This window comes from Hymenobacter cyanobacteriorum (assembly GCF_022631375.1).
GTDB lineage: Bacteria > Bacteroidota > Bacteroidia > Cytophagales > Hymenobacteraceae > Hymenobacter > Hymenobacter cyanobacteriorum.
In genome coordinates this window covers 794,929-815,374 of the sequence record NZ_JALBGC010000003.1, presented here as the reverse complement: position 1 = coordinate 815,374, position 20,446 = coordinate 794,929, and the positions used below count along the sequence as shown (strand labels likewise).

The following is a 20,446-nucleotide window of genomic DNA, read 5'->3' as shown; positions in this document are numbered from 1 at the left end:
ACATTGTCGTTAATTGGCCTTTCCTTTTACCGAGGGCCTAACAACTGACAACGAACAACTGACAACCAGAATGATGAAAGCCCTACTGGCCCTGGCCGCGAGCATTACGCTCGTATGGATGCTCAACACCAAGCACGGCGACCTGCCGCCGTTTGGCAAGCTCTTGAGCCCCTACCGCGGCTTCTGGCAAAACGGCGAGCGGCCCGGCGACTTCCCAGACCGCCAGACGCTGGCCCTGCCCGGCCTGCGCCAGCCCGTGACGGTGCGCTACGACGACCACCGTGTGCCGCACGTATTTGCCCAGAACGATGCTGACCTCTACTTCGCCCAGGGCTACCTCACGGCCCGCGACCGCCTCTGGCAGATGGAGTTTCAGACCCACGTGGCCGCCGGTCGGCTGAGTGAGATTGTGGGCCCGGCCCGGCTCGAAACCGACCGGTTTTTCCGGCGCATGGGCCTGCCCTTCGGCGCGGCCAATTCGCTGAAGGCCATGATGGCCGACCCCGCCACCCGCACCGTGCTGGAGGCTTACTCGGCCGGGGTGAATGCCTACATCAGTCAGCTCACGCCCGCCACATTGCCCTTCGAGTACAAGCTGCTCGACTACCGGCCCGAGCCCTGGCAGCCGCTGAAATGCGCCCTGCTGCTCAAGTACATGGCCTGGGATTTGAGCGGCCGCACCGACGACCTGCGCATGAGCAATATTCTGCGCAAGTACGGCCCGGCCGTGGTGAAGGACCTGTTTCCGGACTACCCCACGCGCGAAGACCCGATTGTGCCGGTGGGCACACCACTCGATTTCCAGCCCCTGGCCGCGCCTCCGGTGCCCAAGTCATTTGAGGCTGCCTACGCCATGCAGCAACTGCGCGACGAGCCCGATGCCGAGCTAGGCTCGAATAACTTCGCCGTGAGCGGGCTGAAATCGGCCTCGGGCTACCCGCTGCTGGCTAACGACCCGCACCTGCAGCTCAACCTGCCCAGCATCTGGTACCAGGTGCAGCTGAACGCGCCGGGCCTGAACGTGTACGGCGTGACGATTCCGGGCGCGCCGGCCGTCATCATCGGCTTTAATGAGAACGTGGCTTGGGGCGTGACCAACGTGGCCGCCGACGTGCTCGACTTCTACCAGCTGAAATTCAAGGACAACACCAAGCGCGAGTACTGGCACGACGGCCGCTGGAAACCCGTGCGCCGCGTGGTGGAGCACATCAAGGTGCGCGGGCAGCCCGACCGGCTCGACACCGTGCTCTACACCCACCACGGCCCGGTAGTGTACGACAAGAACGAGAAGCCCTTTATCAACCAGACGCCCATTGGCCATGCCATGCGCTGGACGGCGCACGACGGTGCGAACGAAGTAGGCACGTTCGTGCGCCTGAACCACGCCCGCACCTACGGCGACTACACCGCCGCGCTGGCCACCTACGGCTCGCCGGCTCAGAATTTCATTTTTGCCGACAACGAGAAGGACATTGCCATCTGGCCCAACGGCCGCTTCCCGCTGAAATGGCGCGACCAGGGCAAGTTCATCCTCGACGGCACCGACCCGGCCTACGACTGGCAGGGCTGGATTCCGGCGGCCCAGAACCCCCACGTGAAGAACCCGGCCCGCGGCTTCGTGAGTTCGGCCAACCAGTTTTCGGCTGGCCCCGACTACCCGTACTACCTCAACTGGAACTACGCCAACTACGAGCGCGGCCACCGCATCAACCAGCGCCTGGCCGCTATGACGCGGGTGACGCCCGACAGCCTGCGTCAGCTGCAGAATGATGTGCTCGACCTGAACGCCCAACTCATGCTGCCCCGAATGCTGGCCCTCGTGAGCGACCCAGCCCTCGGGGCCACGCCGCCCGCCGCCACTTCGGCCGAAGGCCAGGTGCTGGCCGAGCTGCGCCGCTGGCCCTACCAGTACACTGCCGATGCCGTGGGTCCGACCGTTTTCAACCTCTGGTACAACACGTTGGTCAAGAAGCTGTGGGATGATGACTTTCCCATCACCGCCACCGGCCCGGCCCTGCGCTACCCTAGCCGCGACCGCACCAACACGCTGCTGCTGAGCGAGCCCAATTCGCCCTGGGTGGACGACCGCCGCACACCCGGCCACGAAACGCTGCCGCAGCTGGCGCTGCAAAGCCTGCGCTTTGCCACCGACTCGCTCACCCGCAAATTCGGCCCACTTTCGCCCAAGTGGCGCTGGTCCGCCCAGAAAAGCACCGACGTGCTGCACCTGCTCCAGCTGCCCGGCTTCGGCGAAATGGACCTTGAATGTGGCGGCGGTGCGGGTATCGTGAACGCCACTTCCGAGCGCAACGGCCCGAGCTGGCGCATGGTAGTGGCGCTGGGCCCGCAGGTGAAAGCGTACGGCGTGTACCCCGGCGGCCAGAGCGGCAACCCCGGCTCGCCGTTTTACAACAACCTGGTTGAAACCTGGCGTGTGGGTAAGCTCGATGAGCTGGTATTCCTGCGCTCGGCCCAGGAAACGAATTCGCGGGTTGGCGCTTCATGGACATTGCAGTGAAAATAAATATATTGTAGATATTTTCATATATTCACTGTCTCAAGCAGCCTCTCTGCCCGACGGCTACTCGTGGAAGATTATTTATTCTTAATTCTCTGATAAGATGAAGCCATTCCCCGTACTACCGTTTCCAGATACTGGCTTGGCCAGCTGGCTGTTAGCTGGCGCGCAGCCAGCCCGGCGCAGGCCAGCTGCAACGTCTCTTACTGATGCGCGACGACCAAATTCCGGTTGTCTGCCCCCGGGCTGGACAATCATGCTGGGCACGGCCGCAACTCCGCCCACGCCCCGCCTCGTGGGGCCGGGCGAGCAGTCGGAAAACCAGCAGGAAGAAGACGCCGACGACCTGGAGCTGGAAATCGACGAGGACCCCAGCAAGCTGCGCAGCGCCCGCACCCGCCCCGGCCTTGAGGACGGCAGTACGGCCGCCCGGGGCGGCGACGGCACCATCAATCCGCCCTTTCCGTAGCGGCTGCCACCACTGGCAACAGGTGCAGCCCGACTGTAAATTCGCGGCATGGACTTCTGCTCTATTCCTTTTCGGCCCCACGGCGGCTGGCTTCGGCGGCTGTTCGTGGGCGGCCTGCTGCTGGCCATTGCCCACTCCGCCGCCGCCCAGCGCTACGGCCAGTATGCTACCGACACCAGCCAGGTGTTCAGCTACGTCGACCAATTGCCTACCCTGCCCGACGGCGGCGACAACGTGGCCCTGGTGAAAGCCATTCAGAAGCAGTTGCAATTGCCCGCCGAGGTGCGCGAGGGCCGCGTGGAAGGCCGCGTGTTTGTGCGCGTAGTGGTGGGCGTGAGCGGCGTGGGGCGCAAGGCCACCGTAGTGCAGTCGCTCAGCCCCGCCTGCGATGCCGCCGCGCTGGCGGCGGTGCGGCGCATGCCGCGCCTGCTGCCCGGCCTCTATCAGGGCCAGCCAGTGGCTACGTTGCTCACTATTCCGGTCATGTTTTTGTCGCCGCGCCACGTGTTTGTGGCCAATGAGGTAGCGCGGCCGGCGCGTTTCCCCGGCGGCGACGCGGCGCTCGAAGCCTGGCTGCTACAGCACAAAACCGTACCGGCCGAGGTGCAGCAGCGCGACTTGCAGGGCCGCGTATCGGTGCGCCTCGTGGTGAAGCCCGATGGCCGTGTGGGTGCCACCGAAGTCATCAACTCTCTCTGCCCCAGCTGCGACGACGAAGCCCTGCGGCTCGTGCGCAGCTTTCCACGCTGGCAGCCGGCCCTGGGCTACGACGACCAGCCTGTGGCTCAATATCAGGTATTACACATCTGGTTCCGGCCCGGGCCGCCAGCAGCTGGCGTGGCACCGCCCGTGCCCGAAAACCAGGTTTTCAGCCAGGTTGAGCAAATGCCTGGCCTGCCCGGCAGTGTTGGTGAGGCTGCCATTCAGACGGCCATTCAGGAGCTGATTCACTACCCCGAGCACGTAGTGAGCGGCGACACGCGGGTAAGCTTTGTGGTGGAGCCCGACGGCCGCGTAACGCGCCCCGTGCTGCTCAACAGCCTCGGCACCAGCACCGATGAAGCCATTCTCGATGCCGTGCTGCGGCTGCCGCGCTTCGAGCCCGGCCGCCAGCGCGGGCAGGCCGTAGCCGTGCGCCTACGGGTGCCCGTCAGCATCCAGATTCATTAGAAACCAACTTTATCGGGCACAAAAAAGCAGCTTATCCGGGTTCGGATAAACTGCTTTTTTAGGGCGGTTACGGCCGCAGGCCGCAAACTGAAAGCCGGAGCTTAGTTGTCGTCGCTGGCGCGGTTGATGAGTACCACGGCCACGGCCGCCAGCGCAGCAATGCCAATCACCATCTGGGTGGGCGTGAACTTGTTGGATGCCTTGCGCAGCAGCACGCCGCCGTGCTTCAGCAGGTCGTCAACGTGTTCGGTTTTGCCCTGGAATACGTTGTAGGCGCTCTCGAAAGTGCGGGCCAGGTCTTCGGGCAGAATTTTTTCGATTTGTTCGAGTTTAGCTTCCATGATGCTGGGATGGCTTGAGAAGGAGTAATGAAAGAATGCCGGGCCGAAGCCCCGCAAGGCCTGTACGGAAAAGCTTGCGGCCGGGCTGTCTTTTTTCGATTCCGGGCAAAAAATAACCAGCCGTTGCACCAGCCAGCTTCTCCGGAGGCGGCCGGTGCAACGGCTGGCTGACAATTAATTACCCACTACTCAACCGCCACAATGCGCGAGCCGGTGCGCTGGGCCTCACGCACCTGGCAGTAGTAAGCCCCGGCCGCCAAACCGCTCAGGTCAACAGGCAGGAACTGCGGGCCAGCCGCCAGCACGCGGTCGACGGCGCGGCGAACTTCGCGGCCCAGCGCATCGAGTAGCACCACCTGCACATGGCCGCCGGCGCAGTCGTAGGCCACGGTGGTGCGGCCGTCGCGCGGGGCCGGGTTGGGGTATACCGTGAATTCGGCGACTTGGGCGGCGCTGGCCGTGGCCGTGGCGGTGCCCGCACGCAGCACCGGCACGTAGGGGAAAGTTTGCCCGAATAGCTGCGTGAGCGTGCTCGGAGTCACCTGGAACCAGTCTTTCAGGATGCTGGTGTAGATGCTGCGGAAATCGAACTGCATCGGGATGTTGTCGTTCACGCCGGCGCTGGCGGGCAGCGTGGGATTGGGGCCGTGCACGATGGGGTTCACCTTCGAGCCGAATACCAGCAGCGGGGCCGCCGCGCCGTGGTCGGTGCCGTAGCCCGAGTTGGACCGGATACGACGGCCAAACTCCGAGAACGTGAGGCCCACCACCCGGTCCTGAATGCTGTGCCGCTGCAGGTCGTCCTGAAAGGCATTCACGGCCTCGGCAATCTTGCCCAGCAGCGTGGCGTGCGTGCCGCCGGTGGTGCTGCCCGTGGCCGGCACCTGCAATGTGTGCGTATCGAAGCCGCCGAGCTGGCACACGTAGATGCGGGTTTGCAGACCGCCGGCCACCAGCTGGGCCACGATTTTGAGTTGGTCAGCCAGGGAATTCTGACCGGCGGCGGGGTACAGCGGCGAGAGGTTTTGGGCACGGCCGGCCGCCGCCTGAATGGCCGTGGTGTACACCTGCGTCTGGCTCACCACTTGCCGGATAAAGGTGAGCTCGTGGCCGGCCGGCGTGTTGGGCGCGGCATCCACGCCGCCGCTAAGTAATTGATAGAAAGAGGACGTGCTGGCAATAGCCATGCCCATGTTCACCGTCGGGCCCTGCACGCAGTTGCTCACCACCGAGCCGATGCTGATGGCCAGCGGGTCGGGGTTCTGGGTGCTGGGGTAGCCGGTGGGAAAGCCCGGGTACTCGCCGTTGAGGTAGCGCCCGGCCCAGCCCGTGGTCCAGGTCACGTTCGAGTCGGAGCCCGACGTCCAGATATCGGTGGCCCGGAAGTGCGAGAAGTTGGGGTTGGGGTAGCCCACGCTCTGCACCACGCCCAGCTTGCCGTTCTGGTACATGTTATGGAGCGAGGCCATGGCCGGATGAATGCCGGTAGCCGTCGTCAGGCCCAGCACCTGGTTCTGGGGCAGGACAATGTTGCTGCGCGCGGCCATCAGGGCCGGGTACTGGTCGAGCGGGATAATCATGTTCAGCCCATCATTGCCGCCCTGCAGCTGAATGATGACCAACACCTTATCAGATTGTGTGGTGGCGTTGGTGAGGGCCGCCAGCTGGGCCGAGTAGCCGTAAGCGCCAATGGGCAGCCCGCTCAGGAAAGCAGTGCCCACCGTAGCCGCAGCCGTAGTCTGGAGAAATTCGCGACGTTTCATGATTAAGCTGTTAGCTATTAGCCGTTAGCTATTAGCTAATGGCTTCAATTGACGGGATGGATAGTGGGAGGGCTAACAGCTAATAGCTGCCAGCTAACAGCTTAAGAGAGGTGATATTCGGCCAGGCCCATTAGGGCGCGCAGCATGGCTTGCAGCTTGGTCGTCACGGCCGCTTTTTTGGCAGTGTTGGTGGGCGCGGCCAGGAAAGCCTGCCACTCCACGGTCCACTCAAAATCGGGCAAGCCCGGCAGCAGCGCTCCTTTAAGATAAGCCAGCTGATTGGCGGTAAGGGCAATGGGTAGCATCAGCCGCACAAACTCGTCGATGAGCAGGTTGCAATCCGAAGCCGTGGCGGCCGGGAATGACTGCGTCAGCGCCACCGGGTCAATCACCAGTTTCACGCCGCTGCGGGTGTAGCCCGTGCCGATGAACAGGTCCGTAACCTGGTTGCGGCGGGGCAGCGTCACGGCGTTTATCCAGAGCTCGTGGAACTGCGGCGTCTGGTAGTAGGCGGCCCAGCCGGCCACGTTGGGCGGGTCGCCCAGGGTTTGCTGCATCACGAAGCTGGCCGAGTTCAGGTAGTTCCACATACCGTACTGCGCCGTCAGGTTGCTGGCGGCCGTCGGGAACACCGCCTCCATCTGCCGCAGCAGGCCCACCGTGAAATCGAGCGGGCTTTTGATGAGGCAGCCCATGTTCAGCACATCGAAGAAATGCTGCGAGCCCAGCAACGCCCGCAATACCGGTACGATGTCGAAGCTGTTGTTGATAAGAATGGTCGCCAGCGGCTGAATGATGTCGGTTTCGACCTGGGCATCAATCAGATAATAAACAAACCAGCGGTAGAGCTTGCGCACCAGAAACCGCGCCGTTTCGGCCTGCTGGAAAATCAGGTTCACCAAATCCTGGTACTCAGCCGCGCCGTTGGCCGCGATGCGGGCATTGCCGAAGGCGGCCGAAAACACCTTCGTGCTGGTATCGTGGCGGCTGGCGGTGTAGTAGCTGCCGATGGGCACGGTGGCCTGGTCGCGCCAGCCGGTGAGGACTTTGGCGGCGGCCTGCACGTCGGCCTCGGTGTAGTTGGTGTAGTTGCCCGGCCCAATCAGCGGCCCCTTCCCTACCGTGAACAGCTCCAATAGCTCGCGGCCGTAGTTCTCGTTGGGCGCGCCGGCGGTGCTCTGGTTGCCGTTGAGGTAGCGTAGCATGGCGGGCGTCACGGTCACGTCCTTGGCCAGCTGCTTCACGTTGCCGAGGGCGTGCTGACGCAGCAGGCGGCAGTATTCGTAGCCCATGCGCGCATCGTTGATGTCGGCCAGCTCGACCACGAAGTGGTTGTGCCAGAACAGCGTCATCTTCTCCGTCAGCGAGGTGTTCTGGTTCAGCAGCAGGCCCAGCCACCAGTCGCGCAGCGAGGTTCGGCGCACGCCTTCGAAATTCTGGTCGAAGGCCTGCGCCACCCAGGTCTGCCCGATGGCCACGCTGGTATCGGTGGCCGACACGTTCACGGGCGGAGCCGGCGTGGCGGCCGGCGTCAGCAGCGTATTGAGGACGGCCGTGAGGTTGGAGCCAGCCGCCGCCAGAATCTCGGTGCGGGTGGGCCCGAACAGGCTGCGGCGCAGCAGGTGCGCCGCCTGCGCGTAGCCCCAGGTGCCGGTGTAGGGGGCCAGCGTGCTCGCAGTGCGGGCTACCCCGGTCGGCAGGGTCTTGTTGGCGTAGCGGCTGATGGTTTCGGGCGGGTCCTGCTGCAACGGCGCAGCGGCTGGCGCGGCCGGGGCTGCCACCGCCCGCACTGACTTCTCTAATACGGCCGAATTTCGTTCGAGGAAATGTCTACGATTCATTGCGAAACACCATCAAAGATGAAAGTAGCAACCCGGCCCGACAGCTCCGCGCAGGCCTCATTGCCAATTTATTAGCTATGATACTGCTGCCGCTGCCAAGTTTAATGCAAGCCTACTTTTGTTTCGGTGAATGCCGCGTGAAGCCCGGCGATTGGCCCAAAAAAAACGCCCGACCGGTAAGGGTCGGGCGTCGTAGGAAGGCGAAAAGCCAGAATGGCTACTCGGCGCGGGCCATCAGGGCCTCGGCGGCGCGGGTAGCGGCGGCTGCCACGGCGGGCACGCGGCCGGCGGCGTAGAAATTGTGGTGGTAATAGGGCTGGTTCAGCGAGCTCACCATCACGCCGCCATTGCAGGCCGAGTGGGCAAACTTGCCATCCTTCAGGTAAATGCCCACGTGGTAGATGGGGCCTTTGCCGCGACGGAAAAACACGAGGTCGCCGGTTTGCATCTCGGCTTTGGGCACGCGCTGCGTGGTGCCAAACATCGAGCGCGACGAGCGCTGCAGCGTGATGCCATACACCTCGCGGAACACGCGGGTAACAAAGCCCGAGCAGTCGGTGCCGCGGCGCGAGTTGCTGCCGAAGCTGTAAGGTGTGCCAATCCAGTCGGTTACCGTGCGCAGCAGGTCCTTGTTCTCGTCGAAGGACAGGTGCAGGCCCAGCGTCTGGGCGTAGTAATGGTAAGCGAGCGAGTCGCGCGAGGCGGCCAGTTCGGCGGGCGTGGGGGCGGGCTTTTCCGCAGCGGGCGTAGTGCCGGGCAGCGTAGGGTCATTAGCGGGCAGCACCGTCATCAGGTCCGGAAGCAACGATGCTTCGGCCGCGACCGGTGCCACGGAGGCACGGGACGCAGCCGAAGCATCGGCCGGACGTTCAAAGAAGAAGGAGAGGGCTAGCGAACCAGCGGCGAGGCAATACAGGAGGCTGTTTTTCATTGTCCGTCGTTAGAGGGTAGTAGGGGCAAAATCCGGGTTCCGATTGGTGAAGAGGAAGAGCCGGCTAGTAGCTTTCTTAGGCGATAGGCAAGGCTGAATGCAGCCGAGTGAAGAAGTGGAAAATCAACTGCAACCCGTTGAAATTATATTGGTATTAGCACGGGTCGCTGGGTAAAACTAGGGCTAATAATCCAGACCATCATCCCTTTTGATAAAAAAAATTCTAAAATTCTTCATTAAATATAATATTATACAGGAAAAGCACCTTTACAACTTGCAACCATCCCCCGGGCGGCTTCGTAAACGCGCGCTGCCAATTCCTTGTTATCTTGCTCGCATGCAAAACCTTCGCACTCACGTCAATTCGCCCCTCGCCCGCATTGCCCGGCTGGTGCTCAAAGCCCCGCGCGTGGCCATGGTGGTGGGCCAGACGGTGCACCTGAGCGGCACTACCCGCGATGAGTTTCTGGCCGATGCCGAATGGGTGGCCCACGAGGCCGTGCACCTGCGCCAGTACCGCGAGCACGGCCTCCTCCCCTTCCTCTGGAAATACTTGATTGAGTCGGCCCGCGTGGGCTACTACCACAACAAGTTCGAGGCCGAGGCCCGCGAAGAAGCCCGCCGCGTGGTGCTCGCCGACCCCAACCACGTGTTGCGCCCGCTGCCGCGCCATGCACAACAGCCCTGACTCTGACTGCGCAGGCTCGAAAATAAAGTGGGCATTCAGCAACCCCGCGGGGTGCGATTACGAATAAAACCCCACGCCCCACCCAGCTTCGGCAGCGGGGCCGCGTTTTATTCCTTTCATCTCCTTTTCCCGCCCAAACATCATGGATAACCAGAAAGACCAGTTCGGCACCACGCCGGACCAGACCAACGCCAGCCGCAACACCAACGCTAACAACCCCACTGCAGCCCCCACGGCCAGCGGTGCTTCGGCCGCCTCGCGCAAGTCGGCCCCGATGCCCAGCGCTTCGGATTCAACTTCGAACCTCACTTCGCAAAGCACGGCCGCCACGCCCAACGCCCAATCGCAGAACACCGCCAACGCCGGCACCAACCGCCAGGGCGAAGGCCAGCAAACCAACGACCAGGAAGGCACCCTGCTCGACACCGCGCTGAACAGCGGCAAAAAATGGATTGAAGATTCCGGCGTACTTAACAGCGTGAACCAGTTGCCCCAGTCGCTGAAAGACCTCGGCAACCGCGCCCTCGACCGCGTGAATGGCCTGAGCACCACCCAAAAAGTAGTGGGCGGTGCTATTCTGGCCGCTGGCATTGGCTGGCTGGCTACCCGCAAAGGCAAGTCGTCGGGCAGCAGCGACAGCAGCGCCTACAACTACGGCCGGCAGCGCGACGCCGGCAGCTACGGCCGCAAGAGCTACGGCTATCAGGCCCCCGACGCCAGCGCCAGCCGCCGCACCGACAGCGGTTCGCCCTACGGCAACAGCGGCAGCCGCTTCGGCAGCAGCGGCAGCTACAACACCGACGCCAGCTCGGCCAGCAATACCGGAATTAAGGCGGGCAGCGGCCGCGACGACAGCGGCGCCGCGTACGGCCACGCCTCGGCTCGCACCGACCACGGCTCGCAGTCTTCCTCAAGCACCGATTACAAGGCTAAAAGCACCGACTACCGCAGCATTGAGTAGTCTGCCTGATTAGCAAAACGAAAAAGCCCCGCTTCATTGCTGAAGCGGGGCTTTTTTGTGAACTGCTGGCAGCCTTACTGCCAGTCATTTGCTTAGATGTTCATGGCCGACTCACGACGGCGCATCTTGCCGGCTGGGATGCCGAACATCATCTTGAAGCGGCGGCAGAAGTAAGCGGTGTCTTTGTAGCCCACTTCTTTGCCGATGTCGCGGATGCTCTTCTTGGTGGTGCGCAGCAGGAATACGGCGCGCTCCATGCGCTGGTACTCGATGTAGTCCTGCGGGTTGATGTTGGTCAGCATCTTGAAATACTGGCCCACGTAGTCCTCGCTCACGTTGGCAACGCCGGAAAGCACCTTGTTCGAGAGGTCGCCGCCGAGGTTCTCCTTAATGTAGTTGAACAGGTCGATGAGGCGCGGGTCTTTGAAATAGGTGCTGTTGGTGGCCAACTGCTCCACAAACATGTTGTTGCGCAGCACGTAGCGCACCACTTCCACCACAATGTTCTCGGTGTAGATGTTGATGAGACGCTCGCGGCCGGGCAGGTCCTGCATGCTCTCTTCCACCACTTTAATAACGAGGTTGGCCAGTTTGGGCTGCCCCGAGATGAGGAAGGCCGGCACGTCGAGCGAGGCGAAGAAGTTCACCGAGTCGAACACCTTGGCTTCGAAGCTCACGAAGCTGTGGCTTTCGGGGGCGTCGCCAATGAGGTCGAGGCTGTCGTTGGAATGAAAGAATTTGTCCTTGTTCGAAATCAGGTCGTCGTTGCTGATGAGGCGGTTTTTCGTATCCACGCCGTAGCTCACGCGGGTGGGGCGGCCACCGGGAATAAACAGCATCTCGCCTTCCTCCACCACAAGCTGCTCTTCGCCGAAAGTGAGGTGGCCTTTGTGCAACAGAATCAGGTTATTACCAACATCATAAGAATTGCGCACAGTGAAAGGCTGGTGCAACACCAGGTTTTTGGCCTTGATGTAGCGGACGCCCAACGACTCGATGACTTTATTGTAATCTTCCATAATTGAACTGGTCTAAAAGACCGATGTAAGGTGCGGAATGGGTAACAAGCTGGCTACCGCAGTGCAAGATAACACCTTGAAATTCACAAAAACAAGAAACCCAGCCGAAAACCGGCTGGGTTTAGTGCAATGAATCTGTTTTTTAGGCAATTCCGAGTTTATTTGAGCAATTCCCGAGAAATCACAATTTTCTGAATCTCAGAAGTGCCTTCGTAAATCTGGGTAATCTTGGCGTCGCGCATCAGGCGCTCCACGTGGTACTCCTTCACGAAGCCGTAGCCACCGTGAATCTGGACGGCCTCAACGGCCGAATCCATGGCCACTTTTGAAGCAAAGAGCTTGGCCATGGCGCCCGATTTGGCGTAGTCGGCCCCGTTGTCCTTATCGGCGGCGGCTTGCAGGCAAAGCAGGCGGGCGGCGTCGATGTTGGTGGCCATGTCGGCCAGCTTGAACTGGATGGCCTGGTGCTGCGAAATCGGCACGCCGAAAGCCTTGCGCTCCTTCGAGTACTTCAGGCTGAGCTCGAGCGCGCCGGAAGCGATGCCGAGGGCCTGCGAAGCGATGCCAATGCGGCCGCCCGCCAGCACCTGCATGGCGAACTTGAAGCCGAAGCCGTCGGCACCGATGCGGTTTTCCTTGGGCACCTTCACGTCGGTGAACATCAGCGAGCAGGTGTCGGAGCCGCGGATGCCGAGCTTGTTCTCCTTCGGGCCCTGAATGAAGCCGGGCATGTCCTTCTCCACGATGAGGACGTTGATACCGCGCGACTTCAGTTCGGGGTTGGTTTGGGCGATAACGAGGTAGACCGAGGCGGTGGTGCCGTTGGTAATCCAGTTCTTGGTGCCGTTGAGGAGGTAGTAGTCGCCTTTGTCTTCGGCGGTGGTGCGCTGGCTGGTGGCGTCGGAGCCGGCTTCGGGCTCGCTCAGGGCGAAGGCACCGATGATTTCGCCCGAGCACAGGCGGGGCAGGTATTTCTGCTTCTGCTCTTCGGTGCCGTACTTCTCGAGGCCCCAGCACACGAGCGAGTTGTTCACGCTCATAATCACCGAGCAGGAGGCATCAACCTTCGAGATTTCCTCCATGGCCAGCACGTAGCTCACGGTATCGAGGCCGGAGCCGCCGTACTCGGGGCTCACCATCATGCCCATGAAGCCGAGCTCGCCCATTTTCTTCACCTGCTCGGCAGGGAATTTCTGGTGTTCGTCGCGCTCAATCACGCCGGCCCACAGCTCGCTCTGGGCAAAGTCGCGGGCGGCATCGCGCACGGCGAGCTGCTCTTCGGAGAGTTGATAAATGTTCGAGGAAGTGGCGGTTTGCATGGGATGGGGACGAGATAGGTGGGTGGGGTGCAAAAGTACGGTTCCTGCGGGCGACAGGCAAGGTGAGCCGTAGCGCGGGCGTTCAGGCAAGGCTCTTAACAACGGCGCAGGCAAAGGGTTGCACACGGCCCAGGTTCGGTTTAATGCGAAACGCCCCGAATCTGCTCAGATTCGGGGCGCCCGGTGGATTCAGTGGCCGGAGCCAGCGATGCTATTGGTACTGAATGTACAGCGGCGAAGGCGTGAGGGCGATAACCTCGCTGGGCGTCATGATGTGGTGGGGCTTGGGGCGGGCATCGTACTCGTAGAACAGCTTGAAGCCGGTGTACTGCACGGGCTCGGCCTTGATGTAGGCGTCGTACGAATCCTTTTTCAGGGTCGGGTCGCCGTGGCCGTCCATGTGCATCACCACCTGCACGCGGGGGTCGAGCTTGATGTTTTTGTAGTTGCTCAGCATTTTGCGGGTGAAGCGGTGCACCGTCAGCACTTTGGGCGGCAGGTGGTTTTCGCTCACGATGCGGGCCAGGAAGTTGATGGTGAAGTTCACGTCCTTGGCGTCGAGGGTGCCGATTTTCTGGTTGGGGCGCACGCCGGGCATGGTGGCCAGCGAGAATTCGGGGTCGATGCCGAGGTGAATAATCGGGTCTTTGAGGTACTTCTCCAGCTTGGGCAACTCGGCCTGCAACGTGCTGTGGCCGGGCTGCACGTCCAGAAACAGGATGCACTTGTGCTCCTTGGCCCACGAAATCACTTCTTCGATGGTGGCGCTGGAATTCATCAGGCGCCACTTGCCGTCTTTGCCGGCCGAGCCCTGGGCCGTGATGGTGACGTTGTGCAGGGCGGGCTGCACCGGGATGCTGGGGTCGGCGGCCTGCCACTCCTTCAATACGCCCTCGAACTTGCGGAACATCTGCTCCTTGGGCTCGCGGCCCAGGATACCCATGCCTTTCGAACGGATGTTGCCGTAGAACGCCACGATGCGGTGGCCGGGCAGAATGGCACCCGGCAGCTGGCCGGTTTTCTTGGCAATGCTGTCGGCCTTGAGCGAGTCGCGGCGCATGGCGGCCATCTTGATTTTGATGGTATCGACGGGGGCCGGGGCGGCGGCTACGCTGTCGGTGGTGGCGCTGCCGCCTTTTTCGCCCTCGTTGGGGCTGGTTTTGCAAGCGGGGAAGGCCAGCACGGCCAGCAAACCCAGGGTGGCGGCAAACGCGCCGGAAGTAGCTTTTAACAACACGGATGAAGGGGGAACAAAACGGGCAATAGTAGCCTCAAAGGTAAGCCTTTCCGCGCGGGTGGCGGTAGGCGACCAATTAAAAATCAGTTAAATCCTGTGGAATAGCATTTGTCATTCCGACGCAGGAGGAATCTGATGATTTTCGGCTGAAAGATTGACCCAGATTCCTCTCTCCACTTGATTCGTGGAATGTCGGAATGACAGCCGCTGCCTAATTCCTGACGGGCGTCAACGTCACTTCAAACCAGGAAGCCGGGTCAGCCAGCGGGTCGGGAGCCTGCGTGGGCAATGGTGTGGGCGAGTACAGCGCACACAGCGTGTTTTCGACCTGCACCAGCTGGCCCGTAGCCGTGGCGGGCATGCCGTCGAGCAAGCCGGCCAGCACTTCCCAGCGGGGCTCGCCGGGCTGGCGGCTGGCGTCGTGCCAAACCACCACGGTACGCGGGCCCACAAGGTGCTCAAACACGCGGGCGGTGTCGGTGCGCACGGCGTCGTAGCGATGGTCGCCGTCGATGAAAATGACATCGAACTGCCCGTCCAAACCGGCGAAATCATAGGTAGCAGAGTTGCCGTGCAGGTGGCGCACGTTGGGTAGCGGCTTCGAGAAAAAGCCGTGCAGCGCGATGTAGCGCTCGGGCAGGCCGAGGGCGCGGATTTCGGCATCCGACAGGTTCAGGGTGAAGACCTCAGCGGCGATTTCGGCCACGTTGGCGGCGCTTTCGCCGCGCCAGGTGCCGATTTCGAGGTAGCGGCAGCCAGGCGCGCGGCGGGCCAGGGAGCGCAGCAACAGCAAATCGGTGGGCAAGGACCCGCCCTCGCGGAAGGCGAATGGGCGCACGGTGGTATCGGCCGGGCTTAGGAAATGCGCCAGCGGTACCAGCGGCAGTCCTTTCTCGGAAACACTACGGCCGGCGTGGGCTAGGGCGCGGCGCTGCCAGGCCGCCACATCGCCGGCGATGACGTGGTTGAGGAGGGAAGGCGTGCGGGCCAGGCTGCGTAGGGCGCGCAGAGCAACGGATAGGCGGGACATGAGGCGGCAGGCGGGTAAAGTGCGGCGGCAAGTGAGCCACTAGCTGACAACTGCAAAAGCCGCTTCGGGCGCTTTTGCTGCCGAAAGTTAGGCCCGGTGGCCGGTGGCAACGCCCGCAACGCAGAAAGGCCCCGGCGCGAGCCGGAGCTTTTCGAGCGGTTTCTCGTTTTTTGTTGGTGGTATCGACTGCTATACTAAAGCCTATTCGCCGCCGGGAGTTGTAGCCGTGGCAAACTGTACTGGCACGGTGAAGGAAACCGCAACAGCTTTGCCATCCTGCTTGCCCGGCACCATTTTCGGCAATTTCTGAATAGCGGCCAGCACGGCCTCGTCGTAAGCCGCGCCCAATCCTTTTACAATGTTGGGGGCGGTAACGTCGCCGTGTTCGGTTACGATGAAGGAGGCAAATATTCTCCCCGTGCGCTGGTCGGCGGCAGTTACGTTAGGGTACGCCAGCCGGGTCTGAATGGCTTCTACAATGGCGCGGCTGTCGCCGCTGCGGGTGCCCTCCAGGTGGGGCATCTCCTCAACGTAGGTGTAGACGGCGGGCGGGGGCGGCGGGGCCTGGCGTCCATCGTGCAGCACCACGGTGGGCGGCGGGGGTGGAGGCGGGGGCACCGAGTTCTGAGATGCGGACGATACGGCGGGCTCGGCCGGCGGGGCGGCTTTCTCGCAGGCGACGGCCACGAGCAGCACGCCCAGCAGGGGCAGCGCGAGCCACTGCTTCCAGCGGCGAATGGGATTGGTTTTCTGAATCATGGCAATACGACTGAGGGTTTGGGAGTGGGAGAAGGAGTGCGCAAGCGGAACCGAGAAACCGAGGCGGCGGGCCACTTGCCGGGCCAGCAGCTGAGAGTAGGAAGTGGAAAAAGAAGGAGTTGGCGGGGATAACTCGTGCAGATGCAGAGCCGCTTCATCGGCCAGGTACTCGTGGGTGAGGGCCAGCGCCCGCGCGCACAAGTGCACGAAGGGGTTGCACCAGAGCGCGGCGCGCAGCAGCTCCAGCAGCAGGCGGTCGGTGGTGTGGTGCTGGCGCACGTGGGCCAGCTCGTGGGCCAGCACCTGGCGGGCTTCGGCCGGGCTCAACGCCAGCGTTTCATCCCAGAAAATGACCCGGCCGAAGGAACTGGTAGGCACTCGGCCATGGGTTTCGACCAAGGTGTAGTCCGCGGCCGCCGTGCGTTTCAGGTCCCGCGTTTGCCACCATAGGCGGCCCAGCCCGATGCCCAGCCGTAGCAGCATCAGGGCCGCGCCAGCCAAATAAACGACCACTAGCCAGAAAAACCAATTGAAACTGGCAGTGCCGGCAGCAGCGCCAGGCGCCGCAACCTGCGCCGTCGGCAGCAGCACGGCCACCATGCCCGGCAGGCCCGCTGGGCCGGGTCCCCACCAGCCGGCGGGCCAGGCCAGCGGCAGCAGCGGCAGGCCGGCGGCCAGCAGCGGCCCCAGCACCAGAAAGGCGCGGTTGTAGCCAAAGCTGCGCTCGGCGCGCAGGGCCAGGCGGTAGCAGGCCCACCACAAGCCCAGCAGGGCGGTGCTGAGCAGCATCCAGTTAAGCAGGCTGAGCTGGTTCATCGGGGTTGGGGGTTTGGGGGTGGGCAGCGTGGCGCAGCAGCTCGTCGAGCTGGGCGGCGTCGAGGTTTTCTTCCTTGGCAAAAAACGAAACGAGGCGGCCAAACGAGTTGCCGAAGTGCCCTCCCAGCAGCTTGCGCAGCGAGAAGCGGCGGTAGTCGTCCTGGGCCACCAGCACGTAGTAGCGGTGGGTGCGTCCGAAGGCATCGTGGCCCACGAAGCCCTTGGTTTCGAGGATGCGGATGATGGTGGAAACCGTGTTGTAGGCCGGTTGCGGGGCAGGCAGCTCGGCCAGCACGTCCTTCACGAAGGCCGGGCCGAGGCGCCAGAGCACCTGCATCACCTGTTCTTCGGCGCGGGTGAGTTCGGGGAAAGCGGAGGGGTCCATAGGTTGCGGGTGTTTCAGGGTAACGCAAACGTATAACTAATATTTTAGTTTACAAACTATTTATTTAGTTATTCATGGCAAAATGGTTTGCTTCTGCGGATGAGCGAAGCGAAAAGTGCCGGGCACACGTAAGCAGTGCCGGCCGGCAACCGCGGGCAGACGGGCCGCTACGTGCCTTTTCACTCCACTGCTGTGCTCATGCTGAAGCTGCTACTCTATTGCACATTGATTTCATTGACCGTCAGCCCCGCCGCGGCGCAAACCGAAAACGCCGCCCCGGCCGCCTCAAAAGCGGCGGCGTCTCCAAAGGCGGCGGCCACTCTCTTGCCCCGCTCGCCCCGACAGCTGTTCCCGGGCTTGTTCGAGGCGGTGCAGCTGGGCCGGGTTTTTTCCGACAACAAGACGTTTGTGGATGCCGCGCCCCGGCAGGCGCCGGCCGCTATTCTGGCCGCTTGGCGGCGCGAGAAGGCGCGGCCCGGCTTCCGGCTAAAGGCCTTCGTGGAAAGCCATTTCGACGTGCCTACGAATACCGCCACCACCTTCCAGACCAACCAGGCGGCGGGGCTGCGCCACCACCTTGATACGCTGTGGACGGTGCTGGCCCGGCCCGCCGCGCCGGCCACCGACTCAGCCGATAAACTGGCGCCGTTTCGGTCGCTGGTGCCGCTGCCGCACCCGTACCTGGTGCCGGGCGGGCGGTTTCGGGAGGTGTATTACTGGGATTCGTACTTCACGATGCTGGGGCTGGCCGAAGCCAACAAAACGCAGTTGCTGCGCGACATCACCGACAACTTTGCTTACCTGATTGGCCGGTTCGGCTTCGTGCCCAACGGCAACCGCACGTACTACCTCACCCGCTCGCAGCCACCGTTTTTCGCCAGCATGGTGCAACTGCTGGCCCGCGACCGCGGCAACGCCGAGCTGCTGCGCTACCGCCCCGCCCTCGAAGCCGAATACCGCTACTGGATGCTGGGCAGCGCCACCATAAAGCCCGGCACCGCCGCCCACCGCGCCGTGCGCCTGCCCACCGGCGCGGTGCTGAACCGCTACTGGGACGAGAGCAGCCAGCCCCGCGAAGAGTCGTTTGCCGAAGACGTGGCCGCCGCCAAAAAGAGCCGGCAGCCGGCCGCGCAATTCTACCGCAACGTGCGGGCGGCGGCCGCTTCGGGCTGGGATTTCAGCAGCCGCTGGTTTGGGCCCACGGGTGGGCTAGGCAGCATTCAGACCACCGATTTGGTTCCCGTCGACCTCAATTGCCTGCTCTATAACCTCGAAATGACCCTGGCCGAAGCCGCCCGCGTGGCCGGCCAGGCGGCGCAGGCCCGCAGCTACACTGCCAAAGCCGCCCAGCGCAAAGCCGCCCTGCTGGCCCTGAGCTGGGACGCCAAAGCCGGCTGGTTTCAGGATTACAACTGGCGCACGCGCCGCCGCTCGGCGGTGCGCAGCCTGGCGGGCGTGTTTCCGCTGGCGTTTGGGCTGGCCACGCCGGCGCAGGCGGCCCGGGTGGGTGCGGAGCTGAAAATCAACTTCCTAAAACCCGGCGGCTTGGTGACCACGCTCAGCCGCACCGGCCAGCAGTGGGACGCCCCCAATGGCTGGGCACCGCTGCAGTATCTGGTCATTGAGGGCCTGATGCAATATCAGCAAAAGCCGCTGGCCGACACCGTAGCTCGCCGCTGGACGCGCCTGAACAGCCGCGTGTTCGCCCAATCTGGCAAGCTGCTGGAGAAGTACGATGTGCTGAACGTGAACCGCCCCGCCGGCGGCGGCGAGTACCCGCTGCAGGACGGCTTCGGGTGGACCAACGGCGTGCTGCTGCGCCTGCTGAACCGGGAGGACAAGTAGCGCGCTTACCTGTAATTAGGTAATAGCCCGCCCGACTGTCATCCTGAGCTTGCGAAGGACCTTATCACCGAAGAACGGTTTGCAATGCTATCAAGCGGCGCAGACGTGATAAGGTCCTTCGCAAGCTCAGGATGACAGTCGGGCGGGCAGTTAGCAAAAAACTTTCGCCCCACGCAGCAGCCTTTTCGGATGGTAACTTGTCTGCCGGGTGGCACCCGGCCGGGCGGCCGCTGCTTTCCCGAGTAAATGTCGCTTTCTACCGAGCTGGACGTGCTGCTTGCCGCCTGCCGTCGCCGCGAGCCGGCGGCGCAGCGAGCCCTGTATGCCCGCTACGCCGGCCGCATGCTGGGCGTGGCCCGCCGCTACGCGCGCTCGGTGGCCGAGGCCGAAGACATTCTGCAGGATGCCTTCGTAAAGATGTTTGCCCGGCTGGGCGAGTTTCGGGCCGAGGGCGCTTTCGAGGGCTGGCTGCGGCGCATTGTGGTTACGACGGCCCTCAACCACTGGCAGAGCGGGCAGCACCGCCGCCAGCAACTGTTGCTGGAAGACGTGCCCGAGCCTTTCGCTCCCGATGCCGATGCCTTCGACCGGCTGGCCGTGGCCGAGGTGCTGGCCCTGATGGAGCAGCTGCCCGATGGCTGCCGCCTCGTCCTCAACCTCTACGCCGTGGACGGCTACACCCACGGCGAAATCGCCGAGCTGCTCGGCATTCAGGAAAGCTCTTCGAAGGCCCAGCTCAGCAAGGCCCGCAAACAACTCATCCGGCTGCACCAGCAGCAGGCCAGCTATTTACGATTATGATATCCGAACCCGACGACAACCGCCTCGACCAATCGCTGCGCAGCAAATTCGATGATTTTGACCTCGTGCCGGGCGCGCCGGTGTGGGCCGGCATTGAGGCACGCCTGGGACCACCGCCCCGGCTGCGCCCGCGCCGCCGGCCGTGGCTGGTGCCGCTGCTGCTGGTGCTCACGGCTTTTGTGGCGGGGCTGGGCGGCTGGCTGCTGCCGCACGGACCCCGGCCGGGGGCTTTGGCGGGGGCAGCACAAACGCGCGTTATCACTTCGGATAATCGCCAGTCGGGGTACCAGAGCTCCGCAACACCCATTTCCGAGCCGCGAAGCCTGTTGCGGAGTTCCGCAACAGTTATTTCCGCACGGCGGAGCCCGTTGCGGAGCTCCGAAGCGGCCACTGCCGAGCCGCGAAGCTCATTGCGGAGCTCCGCAACAGCCATTTCCGCACGGCGGAGCCTGCTCCGGAACTCCGGAGTGGCCATTTCTGCCTGGCGGAGCCCGTTGCGGCGTTCCGCGATGGCCGAATCGGCTCACACCGTTCAAGGCCCGAAATCACTAGG

General features: G+C 63.0%; 17 protein-coding genes. 7 read left to right on the top strand and 10 right to left on the bottom strand.

The features are described 5' to 3' along the window. Nucleotides 1-70: 70 nt before the first annotated feature. The 3 genes from MON38_RS13080 (at nucleotide 71) to MON38_RS13070 (ending at nucleotide 4,157) form a co-directional block, all read left to right on the top strand. Nucleotides 71-2,518 carry a penicillin acylase family protein gene (locus MON38_RS13080; protein WP_241936620.1) on the top strand — a complete coding sequence of 816 codons (2,448 nt, stop codon included), beginning with the start codon at nucleotides 71-73 and terminating at the stop codon, nucleotides 2,516-2,518. A gap of 256 nt (nucleotides 2,519-2,774) precedes the next feature. Further along, a complete protein-coding gene (locus MON38_RS13075) occupies nucleotides 2,775-2,987 on the top strand; it encodes a hypothetical protein (RefSeq protein ID WP_241936619.1) in 213 nt (70 codons plus the stop codon). A gap of 48 nt (nucleotides 2,988-3,035) precedes the next feature. Then, nucleotides 3,036-4,157: a TonB family protein gene (locus MON38_RS13070; protein ID WP_241936618.1), complete on the top strand. Its 1,122-nt coding sequence runs from the start codon at nucleotides 3,036-3,038 to the stop codon at nucleotides 4,155-4,157. Nucleotides 4,158-4,258: 101 nt separating this feature from the next. On the opposite strand, the gene MON38_RS13065 is transcribed toward MON38_RS13070, so the two are convergent. From MON38_RS13065 to MON38_RS13050, 4 genes are all read right to left on the bottom strand, one after another. Further along, entirely contained in the window at nucleotides 4,259-4,498 is a 240-nt protein-coding gene (locus MON38_RS13065) for a hypothetical protein (RefSeq protein ID WP_241936617.1), read from the bottom strand. A gap of 185 nt (nucleotides 4,499-4,683) precedes the next feature. After that, nucleotides 4,684-6,261, bottom strand: a complete 1,578-nt coding sequence (locus tag MON38_RS13060; protein ID WP_241936616.1) for a DUF1501 domain-containing protein — start codon at nucleotides 6,259-6,261, stop codon at nucleotides 4,684-4,686. A gap of 101 nt (nucleotides 6,262-6,362) precedes the next feature. Next, nucleotides 6,363-8,102, bottom strand: a complete 1,740-nt coding sequence (locus tag MON38_RS13055) for a DUF1800 domain-containing protein (RefSeq protein ID WP_241936615.1) — start codon at nucleotides 8,100-8,102, stop codon at nucleotides 6,363-6,365. A 217-nt stretch (nucleotides 8,103-8,319) separates the two neighbouring features. Continuing rightward, nucleotides 8,320-9,033: a C40 family peptidase gene (locus MON38_RS13050; protein WP_241936614.1), complete on the bottom strand. Its 714-nt coding sequence runs from the start codon at nucleotides 9,031-9,033 to the stop codon at nucleotides 8,320-8,322. A 337-nt stretch (nucleotides 9,034-9,370) separates the two neighbouring features. On the opposite strand from MON38_RS13050, the gene MON38_RS13045 reads away from it, so the two are divergent. Both MON38_RS13045 and MON38_RS13040 read left to right on the top strand, forming a co-directional pair. Further along, nucleotides 9,371-9,721: a DUF4157 domain-containing protein gene (locus tag MON38_RS13045; RefSeq protein WP_241936613.1), complete on the top strand. Its 351-nt coding sequence runs from the start codon at nucleotides 9,371-9,373 to the stop codon at nucleotides 9,719-9,721. Nucleotides 9,722-9,863: 142 nt separating this feature from the next. Further along, on the top strand, nucleotides 9,864-10,682 hold the full coding sequence (locus MON38_RS13040) for a hypothetical protein (RefSeq protein ID WP_241936612.1): 819 nt from the start codon (nucleotides 9,864-9,866) through the stop codon (nucleotides 10,680-10,682). A gap of 92 nt (nucleotides 10,683-10,774) precedes the next feature. Here MON38_RS13040 and MON38_RS13035 read toward each other — a convergent pair whose 3' ends face one another. From MON38_RS13035 to MON38_RS13010, 6 genes are all read right to left on the bottom strand, one after another. Then, on the bottom strand, nucleotides 10,775-11,701 hold the full coding sequence (locus MON38_RS13035) for a helix-turn-helix domain-containing protein (protein WP_241936611.1): 927 nt from the start codon (nucleotides 11,699-11,701) through the stop codon (nucleotides 10,775-10,777). 158 nt (nucleotides 11,702-11,859) lie between these two features. After that, nucleotides 11,860-13,020 (bottom strand): acyl-CoA dehydrogenase, encoded by a 1,161-nt coding sequence (locus MON38_RS13030; protein WP_241936610.1) that lies wholly within the window; start codon nucleotides 13,018-13,020, stop codon nucleotides 11,860-11,862. Nucleotides 13,021-13,231: 211 nt separating this feature from the next. Next, nucleotides 13,232-14,257: a hypothetical protein gene (locus MON38_RS13025; RefSeq protein WP_241936609.1), complete on the bottom strand. Its 1,026-nt coding sequence runs from the start codon at nucleotides 14,255-14,257 to the stop codon at nucleotides 13,232-13,234. A 211-nt stretch (nucleotides 14,258-14,468) separates the two neighbouring features. Then, the gene (locus MON38_RS13020) at nucleotides 14,469-15,287 is read right to left on the bottom strand and encodes a class I SAM-dependent methyltransferase (RefSeq protein WP_241936608.1); all 819 of its coding nucleotides are present in this window, start codon (nucleotides 15,285-15,287) and stop codon (nucleotides 14,469-14,471) included. Between the two features lie 201 nt (nucleotides 15,288-15,488). Further along, on the bottom strand, nucleotides 15,489-16,862 hold the full coding sequence (locus MON38_RS13015; RefSeq protein ID WP_241936607.1) for a M56 family metallopeptidase: 1,374 nt from the start codon (nucleotides 16,860-16,862) through the stop codon (nucleotides 15,489-15,491). Next, entirely contained in the window at nucleotides 16,840-17,247 is a 408-nt protein-coding gene (locus MON38_RS13010; protein ID WP_241936606.1) for a BlaI/MecI/CopY family transcriptional regulator, read from the bottom strand. The genes MON38_RS13015 and MON38_RS13010 overlap by 23 nt, the downstream gene beginning before the upstream one ends. A 198-nt stretch (nucleotides 17,248-17,445) precedes the next feature. Here MON38_RS13010 and treF point away from each other — a divergent pair, with 198 nt between their 5' ends. Together treF and MON38_RS13000 are read left to right on the top strand one after the other, a co-directional pair. Next, nucleotides 17,446-19,092, top strand: a complete 1,647-nt coding sequence (treF, locus tag MON38_RS13005) for an alpha,alpha-trehalase TreF (protein WP_241936605.1) — start codon at nucleotides 17,446-17,448, stop codon at nucleotides 19,090-19,092. Between the two features lie 246 nt (nucleotides 19,093-19,338). Continuing rightward, nucleotides 19,339-19,893 (top strand): RNA polymerase sigma factor, encoded by a 555-nt coding sequence (locus tag MON38_RS13000; protein ID WP_241936604.1) that lies wholly within the window; start codon nucleotides 19,339-19,341, stop codon nucleotides 19,891-19,893. Nucleotides 19,894-20,446 lie beyond the last annotated feature (553 nt).